Here is a 15,339-nt window from a genome sequence, read left to right as displayed (position 1 = left end):
TGCCAGGATCGGTTCCTGCCCGGCTCTGGAGAGATCTGTTGTCACCTGACTCCGGTTCAGGCCAGGGGTCGGAAGAAGGTGCGGAGCTGGTCTGCCAGGTAGTCCGGCTCCTCGTGGGCCATGAAGTGTCCGCCGCGGTCGGGGCGGGCGAAATGTCGCAGGTTGGGAAAGGCGCGTTCGGCCAGGCTGCGGGGGAAGCCTGCCATCAGGGGCTCGTGGCTCAGGGTGATCGCGGTCGGCACGGTGATCGGTGGGCGGGGCCCGGTGTGCGGATGGTCGTAGTAGGGACGGAAGGAGGAACCGATGCTGCCGGTGGCCCAGTAGAGGGTGGCCACGGTGAGCAAGTCGTCGGCCTCCCACCGGGCCGTGAGGTCGCCCCCGCAGTCGCTCCAGTCGCGGTACTTGTCGGCGATCCAGGCCAGCAGCCCTGCCGGTGAGTCCGTCAGCGCCGCGGCGACGGTGTCCGGGCGGGTTGCCATGATCGCGCTGTAGCCGCCGTCCTGGGCGTCGTAGGCCTGTTCGGCCTCCAGGTAGATCCGCTCGTCCGGGTTCACGGCCGCGGAGTCGATGCCGGCGGTGAGGCTGCCGGAGGTCATGTGGATCCCGACCAGGCTGGCCGGGAACAGGGCGCCGAGCCATTGGGTGACGCTGCCGCCGATGTCCCCGCCGAACGCGCCGTAGCGCTGGTAACCGAGAGTGGTGGTCATCAGGTGCTGCCAGGTCTCGGCGATCCGATGACCGGTGAAAGGCCCGTGGGGTGTTTCGGAGTACCCGAAACCCGGCAGTGAGGGGATGACCACGTCGAAGTCGGCGGCCAGCCGATCGGCCACTGCCAGCATCTCCACGAAGCAGCTCGGCCACCCATGGGTGAGCACCAGCGGCAAGGCGCCGCGTCGCGGAGACCTGACGTGGACGAAATGCACCCGCCGGCCGTTGATGTCGGCCAGGTGGTGCGAGTACTTGTTCAGCCCGGCTTCGACCCCGCGCCAGTCGAAGCCGTCCGCCCAGCGCTCCACCAGGGCACGCAGGTCCGTGGGGTCGGCCCCCGCGGTCCATCGCGTGCGGTCCGAGGCTGTGGTGAACCGGGTACGCGACAGGCGTACTCGCAGGTCAGCGAGCACGTGCTCCGGCACGTCGAGGTGAAAGGGTCGCATGCTCCGGCAATCGTCAGGTGGTCGGTGAGCTACGTCTGTCGAGCGACCTGATTCTGGCAGCGCTTCACGACCCGAGCCATCAGCTCACCCGCGGCAGCCGGCTTGACCTCCGGATATGTGCGCGTCCCGGTGAGGCTTCCGCCCCTCAGGACTTGACAAGAATATACATGTACATGCAACATCTACTTGCACGTACAAAGTATGCACATACAAGGAGATGTCATGAAGCGTGAGCGCGTGAGCACCACCCCCGACTGGTACGAGCCCTATGCGATCTCGCAGGCGATCAAGGTGAACGGGTTGGTGTTCGCCTCCGGCCAGGCCGGCTTCGACGAGAACGGCGTCACCGTCAGCGACGACTTCGAGGCCCAGGCCCGGCAGGCGTTCGCCAACCTCGACCGGGTGCTGAAGGAAGCGGGATCCAGCCTCGCCGACGCGGTCAAGGTGACCATCCTCGTCACCGACCTGGAGCCCAACCTGGACACCATCATCAGGCTGCGCAGGGAGTTCTTCACGGAGCCCTACCCCGCCGACACCCTGATCCAGGTCTCCCGGCTGGCCCAGGCCGACTGGCAGATCGAGGTCGACGCGACCGCGGTGGCGCGTTCATGAGGATCCAGATCTGGTCCGACTACGTCTGCCCGTTCTGCCTGCTGGCCAAGGGGCCGATCCAGGAGGCCGTCGCCGGACGTGACGTCGAGGTCGAGTGGATGCCGTTCGAGCTGCGCCCCGAACCCGTTCCGACGCTGGAACCCGAGGGCGCCTACCTCCAGGACATCTGGAAGCGGACGATCTACCCGATGGCGGAGCGGATGGGCGTCGACATCCACCTGCCGGACGTCTCGCCCCAGCCGTACACACGACTGGCCTTCGAGGGCTACCAGTACGCCAGGGAGCACGGCGACGCCGAGTCCTACAACGACCGGCTGCTGCGGGCCTTCTTCGAGGACGGCCTCGACATCGGCGACCTGGACGTGCTCACGGACCTGGCCGCCGGGCTGGGCCTCGACGCGGCGGAGTTCCGCGCCGCCCTCCTCGACGGCCGCTACGGCGAGACGCACCAGGCCGCGCTCCGGCAGGCGCACGAACTGCGGATCCGTTCGGTCCCGACGATCATCATCGACGGCGCCCACCGGATCGAGGGCGTCCCTCAGGCCGGCGCGCTCCGCGAGGTCCTCGACAAGCTCGCGGAGCCCGTGCAGACCTCATGCGGCGTGGAGGGCTGCTGAGGGAGGGGGCGGAACGCGCACGCCTCCTCGCCGCCGTGCGCGATCCGCAACAGACCTTCGACGCATCAAGGGAGTACATCCATGACGAACCACCACACGCTGCGGCCCGTCCGGGTCGGCGGCCTCGACCTGCCCAACCGGTTCGCCGTCGCGCCGATGACCCGGGTGTCCGCCGCCCCCGACGGCACGCCGACCCAGGAGATGGCCGAATACTACGAGCGGTACGCGGAGGGCGGATTCGGGCTGGTGATCACGGAAGGCACCTATACCGACACCGTCAACAGTCAGGGTTACCTCAATCAGCCGGGCATCGTCTCCGCCACCCACGTGTCGGCCTGGCGTGAGATCACCGGCAAGGTGCGGGCCGCCGGGAGCCGTATCGTGCTCCAGCTCATGCACGCCGGCGCGCTGTCGCAGGGGAACCCGTATCGCGCCGACACGGTCGGGCCGTCCGCCGTGCGGCCGCGTGCGGAGATGTTGCCCGAGTACGGTGGGTCCGGAAGCTGGCCCACGCCCCGGGAGATGACCGGCGCCGACATCGAGGCGGCGATCGGCGGCTTCGTGGCCTCGGCCGTCCGGGCTCGGGAGGCCGGCTTCGACGGGGTCGAACTTCATGGAGCCAATGGCTACCTGCTGGACCAGTTCCTCACCGACTACACCAACCGCCGCGCCGACTCCTACGGCGGCCCGGTCGCGAACCGGATCCGGCTGACGGCCGAGGTGGTGGCCGCGATCCGGGCCGAGCTCGGCGCCGGCTTCTGCGTCGGCGTGCGGCTGTCGCAGGGCAAGGTCAACGACTTCGGCCACCGCTGGCCCGGCGGCGCGGCCGACGCCCGGATCATCTTCGCCGCGCTGGCGGCGGCGGGTGCCACGTACCTGCACATCGCCAGCGAGGGACGCGACTGGATCGAGACCGCCCGGCTGGACGGCGGCGTCACGATCACGAGTCTGGCTCGCCAGGTGAGCGGTCTTCCGGTCATCGCCAACGGCGGCATGCACGATCTCTCGCAGGCGGCCCAGGTTCTGTCCGGCGGCCATGCCGACCTGCTGTCCATCGGCCGGGGCGCGCTGGCCAACCCCGATCTTCCCCGTCGCGTGTCGCGGAGCCTGCCGCTGGAGACGTACGACCGTCGCATCCTGGAACCCATGGCGACGCTGAGCAACGCGCGACAGCGGCTCCAGGGCATGCGCCGCGTTCGTCATCCCGCCTAGGATCGCCGCTGTGCCGCCCGGTTCATCCCGCAGTGGTCAGGGCCCGGCCACCTCTTGGGCGGTCGTGGCGTTGTGGCGCTGGTAGTGGCGCGCGGCCCGGGCGCGGTTACCGCATGACGGCTTGCACCACTCCTGCCGCCCGTGGCTCTTGACGAAGTAGCGTACGCAGCGCGGCGCGTTGCAGGCCCGCAACTGCTCACGCTGCGGACCGCTCAGGAACTCGATGGCGGCCCGCGCCAGCGCTGCGATCAACTGGACGCCTGCATCGCGCTCGGTCGACAACACTTCCGTACGGGGTGTTCCGCTCGCGGGCCAGTCGAGTTGCGGGACGATCGCCTCACGGGCGGCAGCGGCGTTGAGGTGCGCCAGCGCCTGCTCGACCGGCATCAGCCGGTGGGCGTCGGCCCGGCTCGGAGGCGCCGGGCTGACCGCCTGCGCGAACAGCGCCCGCACGGCCCGGCGGAGCCCGACGATCTCGCTCCTGAGCTCCTCCCCCACCGTGAGCTCAGCTACGTCGGCGCGGCCGGCCAGCAGCTCGGCCTGCTGATGGGTCCAGCGGGTCGTGCTCTGCGCCGTCGCCAGGTCGTCGGCGACACCGCCGTCGCCGTCGTGGCGGATCGTGCTCGCCAGTTCCAGTGCCGGCCAGCGCTCCACTCCAACCTCCCGGTTGCTCACGTCCTCTTCCGTACTCTATGGTCCCTAACGCTAAATCCCATTTAACCATTAGACAGCTTGGGGATCGCACGATGACGTTGCTCCTGGCCCAGATCAGCGACCTGCACCTGGACGGCACCGACCGGGCGACCCGGCGCGCCACCCAGGTCATGGACCACCTCAGGGCGCTGCCCCGCCCGGTCGACGCCCTGCTGGTCACCGGTGACATCGCCGATCACGGCGCGGAGGCCGAGTACGAGCAGGCCGCCCAGCTCCTGGCCGCCCCCTTCCCGGTGCTCACCTGCCCCGGCAACCACGACGTCCGCCCGGCCTACCGCAAGGCGCTGCTGCGACGGCCACCCGCGCCCGGCCCCGTCAACCAGGTGCACCACGTCGCCGGCACCGCCATCCTGATGTGCGACTCCACCATTCCCGGGCGCGACGAGGGCCGGCTCGACGCCGAAACCCTCGCCTGGATGCACGCCACCCTCGACGGGCTCGCCCCGGACACGCCCGCGCTGATCGCCTTCCATCAGCCGCCCGTCGTCCTCCACCACCCGTTGCCCGATTCCGGGCGGCTGGAGGCGCCCGGCGACCTGGCCGCGCTGCTCGACGCGCATCCGCAGGTCGTCGCCGTGCTCACCGGCCACGCTCACACCGCGGCCGCTTCCACTTTCGCCGGTCGTCCCTTGATCGTCGCGCCGGCCGTCACCTGGACCCTGCGCCTGCCGTGGGAGGGCGACCGGCCCGCCGACCGCGACCAACCGCCCGGCCTCGCCTTCCACGTCCTGGACGACGACCACCGCCTCACCACCCACTTCCGCGTCGTGCTCCAGGCATGACCCACACCTACGCGGTCACCGCGTTCCTCCTGGCGATCCTGCCCGTCATCGCCACTCCAGGCGCCAGCCTGACCCTGCTCGTCCAGCACGTCACGGCCGGTGGTCACCGGCGGGCCCTCCCGATCATCCTCGGCACGGTCAGCGGCCTGTACGCCCACGCGACCCTGGCCATCGCCGGGCTGTCGGCCCTGGTCATGCACTCCAGCCAGGCCTTCACCGTCGTCAAGCTCCTCGGGGCGGCCTACCTCATCGGCCTCGGCCTGTGGACCTGGCGGTCCACCACCCTGCCCCCGCCTCCCGAGCTCACGGATCGGCCGAGACGTACCGGCTCCGTCTACACCCAGGCCCTGCTGGCGAACGTGCTCAACCCCAAGGCGGCCTCCATCTACCTGACCCTGGTCCCCCAGTTCATCCTGCCCGGCCGTCCCCTCAACGGGCAGATCCTCACCCTGGCCACCGCCCATGCCCTGCTGATGGCGGTGTGGCTGCTGACCTGGACGGTCCTGGTTCGCCGAGGGGCGCACATCCTGCACAAGGCCCGCTTCAAGCGCGCAGTCGCCAGGGTGACGGCGGTGGTGCTCGTCGTCCTCGGCGTCCGGGCCGCCACGACATAGGCGCTGTCACGGTCGGCGGCGTCAGCGCTCCCGGGGGCGCGCGGCCGGCTGCCGGCTGCCGGCCGTCAGCGCGCCCTCGGTCAGTTCGTCGGCGTGACGGAGCCGCCACTGGACCGCGCGCCGGTTGAACCAGACGCGGCCGCCGTTGCCGGCCAGTTGAGTCAGTGTGAGGGTGGGCAGTGCCAGCTGCAGACCGTACAGGGCGGTGAGCGCGATCAGCATCAACCCGCCGCCACCCACGCCACCCACGCCACCCACGCCACCCACGCCGCCCACCGACGACAGCCAGGCCAGAGCGAAGGCCAGCAGTGACGCGGTCATCAGCACGGGGATGAGGCCGGTGGACGACTCAAGAGCCGACGCGCTCAGTCGTGAGATCCCACCGGGCAGATGCTGGACGAACAGGACAACTGTCGGGCACACCGGAAGGCCTCTCCGGCTCCCACGCTCGCGGGAACCACGACCTCCAGGCTTTTGCCCTTCAGTTGACCGGTGGCCGCCGAAGCCGCCGGCGGTGTCGCTCGGACCAGGCCCACCGGACCTGCATGAAACGGGCCGGGCGGCGGAACCCCAGACACTCACCCGGCACCGTACCCTCTGGCGGGGTTCTCACAAAGTGCCGGTCCAGATGGGGGCAGGACCGCCGTCATAGTCGCGCTTCCTCTTCGCCCCCACGACCCGACCAGCCAGGACGCGCGACGCGGCGAGCAACCCCATGGACGACGGCTCGGCGCCCCACCCGACGCCCGCCCGGAACACCGAGCCCCCACCGGAACCCACGCCCGAGCCGTCGCAGCAGCCCACCCAGGCGCCCGCCCAGCCGCAGCCGCCGTCCCCGATGGAGAACCCGTTCACCTGCATCCCGTCGATGTGCTGAGCCCCGGCCATCCCGCGATGAGATTCGCGGAATCTACGGCGCCGTCACGCATTGACCTGCGGAGAAGAGCAAGGAGATCACCGGGCAGGGCACGCTGGATGCCTTCGTGCGGACCACCAAGGTGCACCCACCGGCATCCACTTCCCCCGGACGGCCGGTCTCGCAGCGCGTCGACCGACCTGACCAAGAGCCCGTGGAGCTGAGGGCTTCGTCGGCCTGGTGAGCGCGGCTCAGGATGGCGCGCTGACAGTGGCGGCCAGGCCCTGCGCCGACACCGGCACGACCCGGCACCGGCACCGGCACCGGCAAGAAACCGAATGCGCCGAACCGGCCGGGTGGTGTTGCATACCAACGTGACCGGCCGGCCCTCGCACTTCTCCATCAGCAGTCGACCGTACGCAGGTGCCGACGCAACCCCGGCCGCCCACCGGACGTACCTTGCAACGGCGTCCCGACCGGCGACGCCCGCCACTTCGGCCCCTTCGCGCTGCCGCGCCCTTCCGAGCAGGCCGACGCGCTCACGCCCATCCTCACCGCGGCCGGCCACCGGCTCTGCGGCGACGGCTCCAGCATGGCGCTGCTTCGGGGTGATCCGGACGTGAGCGCTCTCCTTGACCGGCCCCTGACGGCCCGGGACGACCATGGCCTCGGGGCCGCCATGCCCGGCCGCGCCGAGCTGGTCACGACGTAAAGGACGCTCGGCCAGGCCACGGGCCTGCCCCGCACACATCGACTCCAGCAGGGAGAGGCACCGAACACGTGAAGGACACCGAGATCCCGCGGGCGGTGGCCGCGGCCGTCGACACGGCCGCCGAGTACGGCCTGGGCGCCGACGACGCCGCTGTGCTGCACAACTCGAACCGGATCGCCGTCCGGCTGCGGCCCAGCGGCATCCTCGCCCGGGTCGCGCCCCTCGCGAACCGCCCCGACTTCGAGGTCGAGCTCACCCGGCGCCTCGCCGGGACCGGCAGCCCGGTGGGGGGGCTCGATCCGAGGGCCGAGCCGCGCGTCCATCTCCGCGACGGCTTCGCCGTCACCCTCTGGACCTACTACGAGCCCACCGCCGCACCCCAGGACCACCCGCCCGCCGCCTACGCCGACGCCTTGGCCCGGCTGCACGCCGGCCTGCGCCGCATCGACCTCGCCGCCCCGCACTTCACCGCCCCGCACTTCACCGACCGCGTCGCCGACGCCCTCAGGGTGGTCGAGGACCCCGCCGTCAGCCCGGACCTCGGCGCCGCGGAACGCGCCCTGCTGACCGACACCCTCCACGGAATCAGCCGCGCGATCCTGGACCGCGGCCCGCGGCAACAGCTCCTGCACGGCGAACCGCACCCCGGCAACCTGCTCGCCACTGCGGACGGACCGCTCTTCATCGACCTGGAGACCGCCTGCCGCGGCCCCGTCGAGTTCGACCTCGCCCATGCTCCCGAGGACGTCGCCGCGCACTACCCAGGCGCCGACTCCGGACTGCTCGCCGACTGCCGGATCCTCAGCCTCGCCCTCGCGGTCTCCTGGCGTTGGGACCGCGACGACCAGCTCCCCGACGGGCGCAGAAGGGGCCGGGAATGGCTCGCCCAGCTGCGGGCCGACCTCGACCGCCGCGGGCACGCCGCCGGTGGCGGCCACTGAGCGGCGGCTCCGCCGTCCCGCGGCCCGTTTCTGCCGTGTACTGGCGGCACCCGGCACACGGGCGTGCGGGGAGGTCGGCGGCGGAGCATCTTCGCTGCAACATGGCGTCCATGCGAAGACATCGCCCGGGTCAACTTCGGCCGGACTTCCCGCGTCGTACCTGATGTGGATCTTGCCAGGCGCCGGGGGTTGCGTGTCGCGGCCGCGGCCATCACCCTGTTGTTCACCCTCGGCGTCTTCGACCAATTGAAGACACCTGCCCTGCCGATGCCGGCACGAGCCGCCGCCTCGGTCGAGGAGATCGCCGACCGGCTGCACGAGTACCTCGACGACGACGTCACCTACGCTCCCTACGTCACCCTCCCGAGCACCCCCTTTCTGGCGTGGTGCTGGCCGGAGAGGATCGAGACTCGGATGCCGCCGGAGGGCGTGCCCGCCTACAGCGGCAGGCTGCTGCTCCCGGAACTGGACGAGCCGCTGGAGGTGCGGTTCTGGATCACCTCCCCCGAGGCCGCGATCCGCGCGGCCGCGACGGCCCGCCGTGGCACCGCCGAGTGCGGCCGCTCCGGCGATGACGTGCTCAAGGACGTGACCGGCTTCAACCAGTGGGGGTGGCGTGGCGTGCAGGCCCTGGTCACCACGGATGCCTGGACGGAGCACGGCGACCCGGGTGCCCAGGCGACGATCGTGGCCGCTCGGCGCGGGCTGCTGGCGGAGGTGACATGGGCCTGGCCGTTCGAGATGGACGGCGAGCCTGACCCGCAGGTACTGCTCCAGGGCACTGCGTCGGCCACGTCCGTGCTGGCAGCCGTCGGCGGCGCCCCTGCCAGGTCCGCACCCGCCCCCGCCACGCGGTCGGCCTCGGCCGCGATGGCGGCGGCCCTGCCTCCTGCCTCCGCATACGGCAAGGACATGGTGTCGTGGCCGGTCCCAGGGAGCGCGCCAGGCTCGCATGAGCTGGTCTGCGCGGACCCCTTTCATGAGCAGAACGCCTACGACGGAGCGCCCGCCGTTACCCGTCGCCTGATCGGCGAGGTATCAGTCCGCGAGGACGTGCTGTTCCTGCCCGATGAGCAGAGCGCCGAACAGGCACGTACCGAGCTGCTCAGATGGGATGGCTCATGCCTCTCCGACGAGGGTGACCAGTCCTACAGCATCGATCCCCGACTCGAACCCTTCACCAGTGGCCCCTGGACGGGCGAGATCAGGACCTTCGCCGTGCAGGACGCCGACCCGTCGCATCGCCCCAAGGGCACCGACCGCCACTCGATCGCCCATGTCGCCGTGGGCGTGCGCCACGGCACCACCATGGTCTACCTCCGCTGGCAGGGACCGGCAGGAACCGACCCGGCCGCTGCCCTGCGCACCGGCCACGCCGCGATCATGCACACACTCGGCCGGCTGCCCGTGGGCGGTTGAGCTTCTCGATCATGACGCTCACACCGCGTCGACGCATCGTGATCTTGTCGAGAATCGCACGATGTCCGACATGATCGTCCGTACGCCTGAACGTCACATGCTTCTTGGGGACCGGTCGGGCTGGTCTTCAGACTGCCTGGCAGGCGACCGTGGTGCTCGAACAGGGCGACGACGGCTGTCGCATCAAGTCTGCGGAAACGCGGAACCCTGACCTCAACCCTGCTCTCGCGGGAGGCCTCACTCCGGGACGCAGTGCACGCGGGAGTAGACGTTGAGCAGCCGGTCCGTGGGATTCTTGGCCCTGACCTCGTAGCTGCGGGGTTTGCCGTCGGCGTCGAACACCAGGGCCGCCTTGGACACGATGACGTCCGGCACGGCCGCCTCGTTGTACAAGTCGGTGATCTCGTAGCCGCCGCTCACCGCGATCTGCCCGCGCAGGCACTTGCCGATGTAGGACCCCGCGGTGCGCGGATGCAGCAACGCGCTCAGCGTGCCCTGGAATTGGCCGTCGAACGGGTTCGGCCCCTCAGGACCCGTGGGTCCGGCAGGGCCCGCAGGACCGGTGGGGCCCGCGGGACCCTGCTGGTTCCATGTGATGACCCGCTCCCCGGCCGCGCAAACCTCCGGACCCGGCTCGCCGGCGGGCGCCAGTTCCGTCTGCGTCGTCGGGGTGGGCGACGGGTTGGCCGTGGGCTGCGCGGTGCCGGGAACGCGCAGCGTGCCGCTTGACGTGACGCACGCTGTGATCACACCGTCGGAGGCCACCACCCCGGCGACCGCCACCCCCGAGCCTCCCACGATCAGCCCCGCCACCGCTCCGACCGCCAGCATGGTCTTCCTGCCGCTCATCGTGCCCCTTCCTGCCGTATGACGACCCCACGCCGTCGGGATGACGTCCACCGTTGTGCATGGCACTGGTATCTGGCTTGGAAGTCATTGTGATCTCCAGGGCGTCCGAGCGATCACCCGAAAGACCCCGAGCCGGTCGAGGCATGCTTCGCGGGCGAGGAACAACGGGACAGCGATCAGTGCTACGGGCTGTTCGAGCAGGTCAAGGCGGTGCACGAAGAACCGTGTCGAGTCGGCTCTTCGCCCCGAACGAGGTGGGAACGACGGCTTGCTCCGCCGGGGAGCGACTATCGGGCCCGGCGGGCGATCAGCGCCTCGATGCCGTCCAGCAGGAGGTCGAGGCCGAACCGGAAGTCGGCGTCCTCCGTCCAGCCGGTGGAGTCCCTGAGCAGGCCGGAGCGCATCATGGCCGACAGTGCCGGGTACGTCGCGGGGTCCAGGACCTCGGTGAGCACCTCGCCGTACTCGGCGGCTCCCTCGGCCCTGGCCGCGGGGGCCTTGCCGCCGGCGCCGAGCGAGTGCGTGAGTGTGGCGTCGGTGAGGGCGTAGCCGCTCAGCACCGTGGCGGCGTTGAACTTCTGGCCGTCGTCCAGCCCGGTGTCGGACAGCGCGTCCAGGGCCCGGTCGAGCCAGAGCAGCCGCCGCGGGCCCATGGGCGGGGTGCTCTGGCGCAGATCCAGCAGCCAGGGCCGGGACAGCAGGAGGTCGCGGGTGAGCCGGGTCCAGGTGGCGAGGTAGTCGCGCCAGGCCAGGTTCCCGCGTTCGGGCGGTGGGGGCACGGCGCTGTCGGCCATGACGGTCAGCAGTTCGTCCTTGTTGCCGACGTAGCGGTAGAGCGCCATCGGAGCGAGGCCCACCTGGGCGGCGACGTTGCTCATGGAGACGGCGGCCAGCCCCTCGGCGTCGGCGATCTCGATGGCGGCGGTCGTGATCGTGGCCAGGTCCAGGCGCGGTCTCGGGCCTCTGCGCGTGGTGGGTTCGCGGCCCCACATCCGCGCCACGACGGGTGGCAGCTCTGCCATCGGACATCCTCTCGCGCGGCCGGAATCTGTGTACGTCATATAGCCTCATAATCGTGTATGACGTACAGAGTAGACCGTACACCATGAGGGAGGCGTCATGGAGATCCGTACGTTCGCACCGAGCGACCGCGCCGAGCTGCGCGAGCTGTTCGAGCGCGTGGGCGAGGGCGCTCCCACGGCAGCTCTGTGGGGGCACATGGACTCGGAGGCGGCCGTCTACCTGGACCCCTACATGGAGCTGGAGCCGGACTCGCTCTTCGTCGCCGTCGCCGGGGCCGCCCTGGTGGGCTACCTGACGGGATGCCTCGACAGTGCGCGGTTCCCCGGCGAGGGCGAGCGCATGGAGCAGGCGATGCGGACCTACCGGCTGGTGTTCCGGCCCAGGCCCGCGGCCTTCTTCGCGCGCAGCCTGGCCGATCTGGCGTGGGCCGCGATCCGCGGGCAGCCCGGCGCCGGCGAGCTCGCCGACGCCAGGTGGCCCGCGCACCTGCACATCAACGTGGCGCCCGAGGCGCGAGGGACCGGCGCCGCCGACGGGCTGATGACCCGATGGCTCGACCGGCTCAGGACGGCCGGATCCCCCGGCTGCCACCTGCAGACCCTGGTCGAGAACACCCGGGCGGTGCGGTTCTTCGAGCGCATGGGATTCGCCGAGCACGGCCCGGCGCCACTGGTTCCCGGCCTCCGCCACGACGGCCGGCGGGTCCACCAACGGACGATGGTCTGGAGCGCCGACCGCGCCGCCGAGGAGGCCGGAACGCGGACGTCCGCCAAGCGCCGATGATCCCGGGCCGCACCGCCGCCCAGCCGCGGCCACGACAGGGCGCGACCGACTGGAACCACGTCGTTGCGGCCGGACGTTCGCGCTCTCGGCGAAAGGTATGGGTTCGAGGTCCCTGCCACACATCGCCGCCCCGCGCCTCGGCTCTGAATCGCGCGGCGCGCCGATGGCGTGGATGGTCAGCAGGTTGGTGGCGGCGTCGAGCGTGGTGGGTGCCCGGCTGATGGCCAAGCAGGGATCCGACCTCCTGAGCCGCTTCTAAATCCAGTGGCCGTCCCCGAGGTGGACAGCGAGAATACGATCATGACTAGAGGCACGGTGAAGTTCTTCCTGCCCGAGAAGGGGTGGGGAGCGATCTCCTCCCCCGACCTTCCGGCAGATCGTGATGCGTTTGTGCACTTCAGCGATATCTCGGCGAGCGGGTATCGCGTTCTGGAGGCAGGTGACGAGGTCGAATTCGACTGCGTCGAACGGTCACAGGACAGCTTCGATTACGTGGCCGAGAACGTCCGCGTGCTGTAGAGGAGGACAAGAGGAGACGGCCGGCGCCGGCGGCGGCCGTACCTTCATGACGACGGCGGCGTAGGCACCATTGGGCAGCAGCCGTGACCATCGACCTCGGCCCGAGCAACGTGGTGCTCCCCTTGGCGAACTGGCCTCGGACCGCCGGGACCCCCCGCCCGGGCAGCCGCCCGCCCGGCCCCCCGGATCCCGCTGTGACGGCCAGTGCTGCGGTGACGCGCGTGAGCTGCTCCTCCGGGGACGTCACGGAAGCCAGGTCTCGTGCAGGTGCAGCCACGTGGCGGCCTGGAGGACCACGGTGGACTGCCGGGTGCGATCCGGCTGGACCTCCTGGTAGGTGGCCGCCACGAGCGCGCCGTCGGAGGCGACGATCCGTACGTCGCGGATCTCGATGGTCAGCTCTGGCGCCCTGCCGTGGAGTGCCTCGACCTCGGCGAGGACCTGGTCGCGGGTGAGCGTCCGGCCGTCGGGGGTGACGAGCGTGAAGCCGGGGGCGTGGGCGTCGGCGAAGCAGGCGAACTCCTCCCGCGCGGCGGCGCCGGTCAGCCAGCGTGCGATGACCTCGTGGTGACGGACGATCTCCGCCTCGACGCCGTTCACCGGTTCGCCCAGGGCTGGGCGGCGATCCAGGTGCGCAGCGGCGTCAGCCGGAGGCCCAGCAGCTCGGCCACCGCGGGGTCGGCCGCGAACAGGTCGCGGTCGGCGGCGGCCCAGCGGTAGGTGGCGGCCACCGCGGCGGCCGTCGGCGCGCCCAGCGCCATCGTCAGGCCCGACTCGAACTCGGCCGGATCCTGAGCGGCGTAACGGGCGCCGAAGGCGGCCGCCAGCTCGTCGCCGGTCACCACGTCGGGCCCGCCGAGCCTCAGCACGGCTCCCTCCAGATCGTCACGCACGAGCGCGGCGTGCGCGGCGGCGGCCAGGTCGTCGTGCGACAGCCAGGGCACCGGCAGGTCGGCGGGCAGCGGGTAGCGCAGCACGCCCTCGGCCGCCAGCGGGCCCGTCACCCACGGCGCGGCCAGGTTGTCCAGATAGACCGGCGGGCACAGCACCACGACGGGCAGCCCGGCCGACCGCAGCGTCCGCACCGCCCACCGGCGCGTCTCGAAGGCCGCCACCTGCGTGGCGGCCTCGGGCAGCCGGTTGGCGGTGTTGAACACCAGCCGCCGCACCCCGGCCGCCAGCGCGGCGTCGCGCACATGATGGACGTGGGCGGCCACCGTGTCCGGCTCGTAGACCATGGGCAGCGTCACCGAGGCGTGCGTCACCCCGGCGAAGGCCGCCTTCACCGCCTCGGCGTCGCCGAGGTCGCCGGCGACCGGCTCCACTCCGTGCGGCACGCGGCCGCTCCTGGTCAGGCCGCGTACCGTGTGCCCCTCGGCGACGAGCCGCCGCGCGACCGCGCCGCCCTGGGCGCCTGCCGCGCCGATCACAAGAAAGGTCATGCCGGACAGGCTCCACCGAGTCGGCGATACGCTCTATAAAGCGAAATATCAGTTTGTTTAAGGATCGTCCGGTGGATGGTGACCTGCTGAGCGCTCTGCTGGCCCCGCTGCGGCTGGAGGGCGTCTTCCACAGCCGCTGGCAGGCCGGGTCCCCCTGGGGCGTCGCGGGTGAGGCCGAGGACTGCGCGCTGCTGCACTACGTGCACGAGGGCACGTGTGCCGTCGAGTTGCCCGGCGCCGAGCCCGTCCTGCTGCGCGCCGGGGACCTGGCCGTCTTCCCGCACGGCAGCGCCCACCGGCTGGGCGACCGGCCGGGGCGTCCCGCCGTGCCGCTCGCGGCTGTGCTGCCCGAGCGGCCGCAGGGCGGCGTGCGCACCGTCGAGCTGGGCGGGCCCGGCGAGCGGACCGTCCTGCTCTGCGGCGGGCTCCACTACGACCGGGCCGCCGGCTCGCCGATCTACCGGGCGCTGCCGCCCGTCCTGGTGCTCGACCGGGCCACGGTGGAAGGTCACGGGCTGCTCGGCGGCACCCTCGGACGGCTGGCCGGCGAATGGGACCTGGCCGAGCCCGGCGCGACGCTGGTCGCGCTGCGCGCCTTCGAGCTGGTCTTCGTGCTGGCGTTGCGGGCGGCGGTGGGCGAGATGGCCGAGGGCTCGCCGGTCCTGCGGGCGTTGCGTCACCCGGCGATCGGGACGGCGCTGCACGCCGTACAGACGAGGTTCGCCGAGCCCTGGACGGTCGAGTCGCTGGCCGCCCAGGCCGGGATGTCGCGCTCGGCGTTCGCGGCGACCTTCCGCGAGCTGGTCGGCGAGGCGCCGATCCGGCACCTGACCGCCCGCCGCATGCAGGAGGCCGCACGCCTGCTGAGCGAGACCACGCTCCCCCACAGCCGGATCGGCGAACGCGTCGGCTACCGCTCGACGGTCGGCTTCCACCTGGCCTTCCGCCAGCAGTACGGAACCACCCCCGGCGACTACCGCCGCCGCTGGACGCAGGACACCGCACCCGGGACAGCAGACGTGACGCGGAACCCGCCCGGGCCCCCGCCCCGGTGACGGGGATCTTCCGGGGAGTGCCGAGGTCGTCGGTC

The 15,339-nt window shown here is 71.4% G+C and carries 18 protein-coding genes; 10 read left to right on the top strand and 8 right to left on the bottom strand.

The window, feature by feature from the left end; translation table 11 throughout:
* Positions 1-56 precede the first annotated feature (56 nt).
* Positions 57-1,154: an epoxide hydrolase family protein gene (locus tag ACIBQ6_RS01115; RefSeq protein WP_397209589.1), complete on the bottom strand. Its 1,098-nt coding sequence runs from the start codon at positions 1,152-1,154 to the stop codon at positions 57-59.
* Between the two features lie 222 nt (positions 1,155-1,376).
* Here ACIBQ6_RS01115 and ACIBQ6_RS01110 point away from each other — a divergent pair, with 222 nt between their 5' ends.
* The 3 genes from ACIBQ6_RS01110 (at position 1,377) to ACIBQ6_RS01100 (ending at position 3,595) form a co-directional block, all read left to right on the top strand.
* Positions 1,377-1,766: a RidA family protein gene (locus ACIBQ6_RS01110; protein ID WP_397209588.1), complete on the top strand. Its 390-nt coding sequence runs from the start codon at positions 1,377-1,379 to the stop codon at positions 1,764-1,766.
* Positions 1,763-2,383 (top strand): DsbA family protein, encoded by a 621-nt coding sequence (locus ACIBQ6_RS01105; protein ID WP_397209587.1) that lies wholly within the window; start codon positions 1,763-1,765, stop codon positions 2,381-2,383. Before ACIBQ6_RS01110 ends, ACIBQ6_RS01105 begins: the two co-directional genes overlap by 4 nt.
* 81 nt (positions 2,384-2,464) lie before the next feature.
* Entirely contained in the window at positions 2,465-3,595 is a 1,131-nt protein-coding gene (locus tag ACIBQ6_RS01100) for a tRNA-dihydrouridine synthase (protein WP_397209586.1), read from the top strand.
* Between the two features lie 36 nt (positions 3,596-3,631).
* On the opposite strand, the gene ACIBQ6_RS01095 is transcribed toward ACIBQ6_RS01100, so the two are convergent.
* Complete coding sequence (locus ACIBQ6_RS01095; protein WP_397209585.1) at positions 3,632-4,270, bottom strand: CGNR zinc finger domain-containing protein; 639 nt, start codon at positions 4,268-4,270, stop codon at positions 3,632-3,634.
* A 71-nt stretch (positions 4,271-4,341) separates the two neighbouring features.
* On the opposite strand from ACIBQ6_RS01095, the gene ACIBQ6_RS01090 reads away from it, so the two are divergent.
* Positions 4,342-5,091: a metallophosphoesterase gene (locus tag ACIBQ6_RS01090; protein WP_358298107.1), complete on the top strand. Its 750-nt coding sequence runs from the start codon at positions 4,342-4,344 to the stop codon at positions 5,089-5,091.
* Positions 5,088-5,705: a LysE family translocator gene (locus ACIBQ6_RS01085; protein WP_397209584.1), complete on the top strand. Its 618-nt coding sequence runs from the start codon at positions 5,088-5,090 to the stop codon at positions 5,703-5,705. The genes ACIBQ6_RS01090 and ACIBQ6_RS01085 overlap by 4 nt, the downstream gene beginning before the upstream one ends.
* A 21-nt stretch (positions 5,706-5,726) precedes the next feature.
* Here ACIBQ6_RS01085 and ACIBQ6_RS01080 read toward each other — a convergent pair whose 3' ends face one another.
* Together ACIBQ6_RS01080 and ACIBQ6_RS01075 are read right to left on the bottom strand one after the other, a co-directional pair.
* The gene (locus ACIBQ6_RS01080; RefSeq protein ID WP_397209583.1) at positions 5,727-6,032 is read right to left on the bottom strand and encodes a hypothetical protein; all 306 of its coding nucleotides are present in this window, start codon (positions 6,030-6,032) and stop codon (positions 5,727-5,729) included.
* Between the two features lie 282 nt (positions 6,033-6,314).
* Positions 6,315-6,593 carry a hypothetical protein gene (locus tag ACIBQ6_RS01075; protein WP_358298111.1) on the bottom strand — a complete coding sequence of 93 codons (279 nt, stop codon included), beginning with the start codon at positions 6,591-6,593 and terminating at the stop codon, positions 6,315-6,317.
* A gap of 748 nt (positions 6,594-7,341) precedes the next feature.
* Between ACIBQ6_RS01075 and ACIBQ6_RS01070 the strand changes: the two genes are divergently transcribed.
* Complete coding sequence (locus tag ACIBQ6_RS01070; RefSeq protein WP_397209582.1) at positions 7,342-8,214, top strand: phosphotransferase; 873 nt, start codon at positions 7,342-7,344, stop codon at positions 8,212-8,214.
* A gap of 165 nt (positions 8,215-8,379) precedes the next feature.
* Positions 8,380-9,633 (top strand): hypothetical protein, encoded by a 1,254-nt coding sequence (locus ACIBQ6_RS01065; RefSeq protein ID WP_397209581.1) that lies wholly within the window; start codon positions 8,380-8,382, stop codon positions 9,631-9,633.
* 237 nt (positions 9,634-9,870) lie between these two features.
* Here the strand turns inward: ACIBQ6_RS01065 and ACIBQ6_RS01060 are convergent, their stop codons facing one another.
* Both ACIBQ6_RS01060 and ACIBQ6_RS01055 read right to left on the bottom strand, forming a co-directional pair.
* Positions 9,871-10,482: a hypothetical protein gene (locus ACIBQ6_RS01060; protein ID WP_397209580.1), complete on the bottom strand. Its 612-nt coding sequence runs from the start codon at positions 10,480-10,482 to the stop codon at positions 9,871-9,873.
* 287 nt (positions 10,483-10,769) lie between these two features.
* A complete protein-coding gene (locus ACIBQ6_RS01055) occupies positions 10,770-11,504 on the bottom strand; it encodes a TetR/AcrR family transcriptional regulator (RefSeq protein ID WP_397209579.1) in 735 nt (244 codons plus the stop codon).
* A 97-nt stretch (positions 11,505-11,601) separates the two neighbouring features.
* On the opposite strand from ACIBQ6_RS01055, the gene ACIBQ6_RS01050 reads away from it, so the two are divergent.
* Entirely contained in the window at positions 11,602-12,288 is a 687-nt protein-coding gene (locus ACIBQ6_RS01050; RefSeq protein WP_397209578.1) for a GNAT family N-acetyltransferase, read from the top strand.
* A gap of 300 nt (positions 12,289-12,588) precedes the next feature.
* A complete protein-coding gene (locus ACIBQ6_RS01045; protein WP_358296283.1) occupies positions 12,589-12,807 on the top strand; it encodes a cold shock domain-containing protein in 219 nt (72 codons plus the stop codon).
* Positions 12,808-13,050: 243 nt separating this feature from the next.
* Here ACIBQ6_RS01045 and ACIBQ6_RS01040 read toward each other — a convergent pair whose 3' ends face one another.
* Complete coding sequence (locus tag ACIBQ6_RS01040; RefSeq protein WP_358296280.1) at positions 13,051-13,407, bottom strand: DUF4440 domain-containing protein; 357 nt, start codon at positions 13,405-13,407, stop codon at positions 13,051-13,053.
* A complete protein-coding gene (locus ACIBQ6_RS01035; protein ID WP_397209577.1) occupies positions 13,404-14,249 on the bottom strand; it encodes an SDR family oxidoreductase in 846 nt (281 codons plus the stop codon). Before ACIBQ6_RS01035 ends, ACIBQ6_RS01040 begins: the two co-directional genes overlap by 4 nt.
* 71 nt (positions 14,250-14,320) lie before the next feature.
* Here ACIBQ6_RS01035 and ACIBQ6_RS01030 point away from each other — a divergent pair, with 71 nt between their 5' ends.
* Positions 14,321-15,304: an AraC family transcriptional regulator gene (locus tag ACIBQ6_RS01030; protein ID WP_397209576.1), complete on the top strand. Its 984-nt coding sequence runs from the start codon at positions 14,321-14,323 to the stop codon at positions 15,302-15,304.
* The last annotated feature ends 35 nt before the right edge of the window (positions 15,305-15,339 follow it).

Origin of the sequence: Nonomuraea sp. NPDC049655 (assembly GCF_044465465.1) — a bacterium.
Taxonomy (GTDB): domain Bacteria; phylum Actinomycetota; class Actinomycetes; order Streptosporangiales; family Streptosporangiaceae; genus Nonomuraea.
This window is presented reverse-complemented; position numbering and strand designations above follow the sequence as displayed.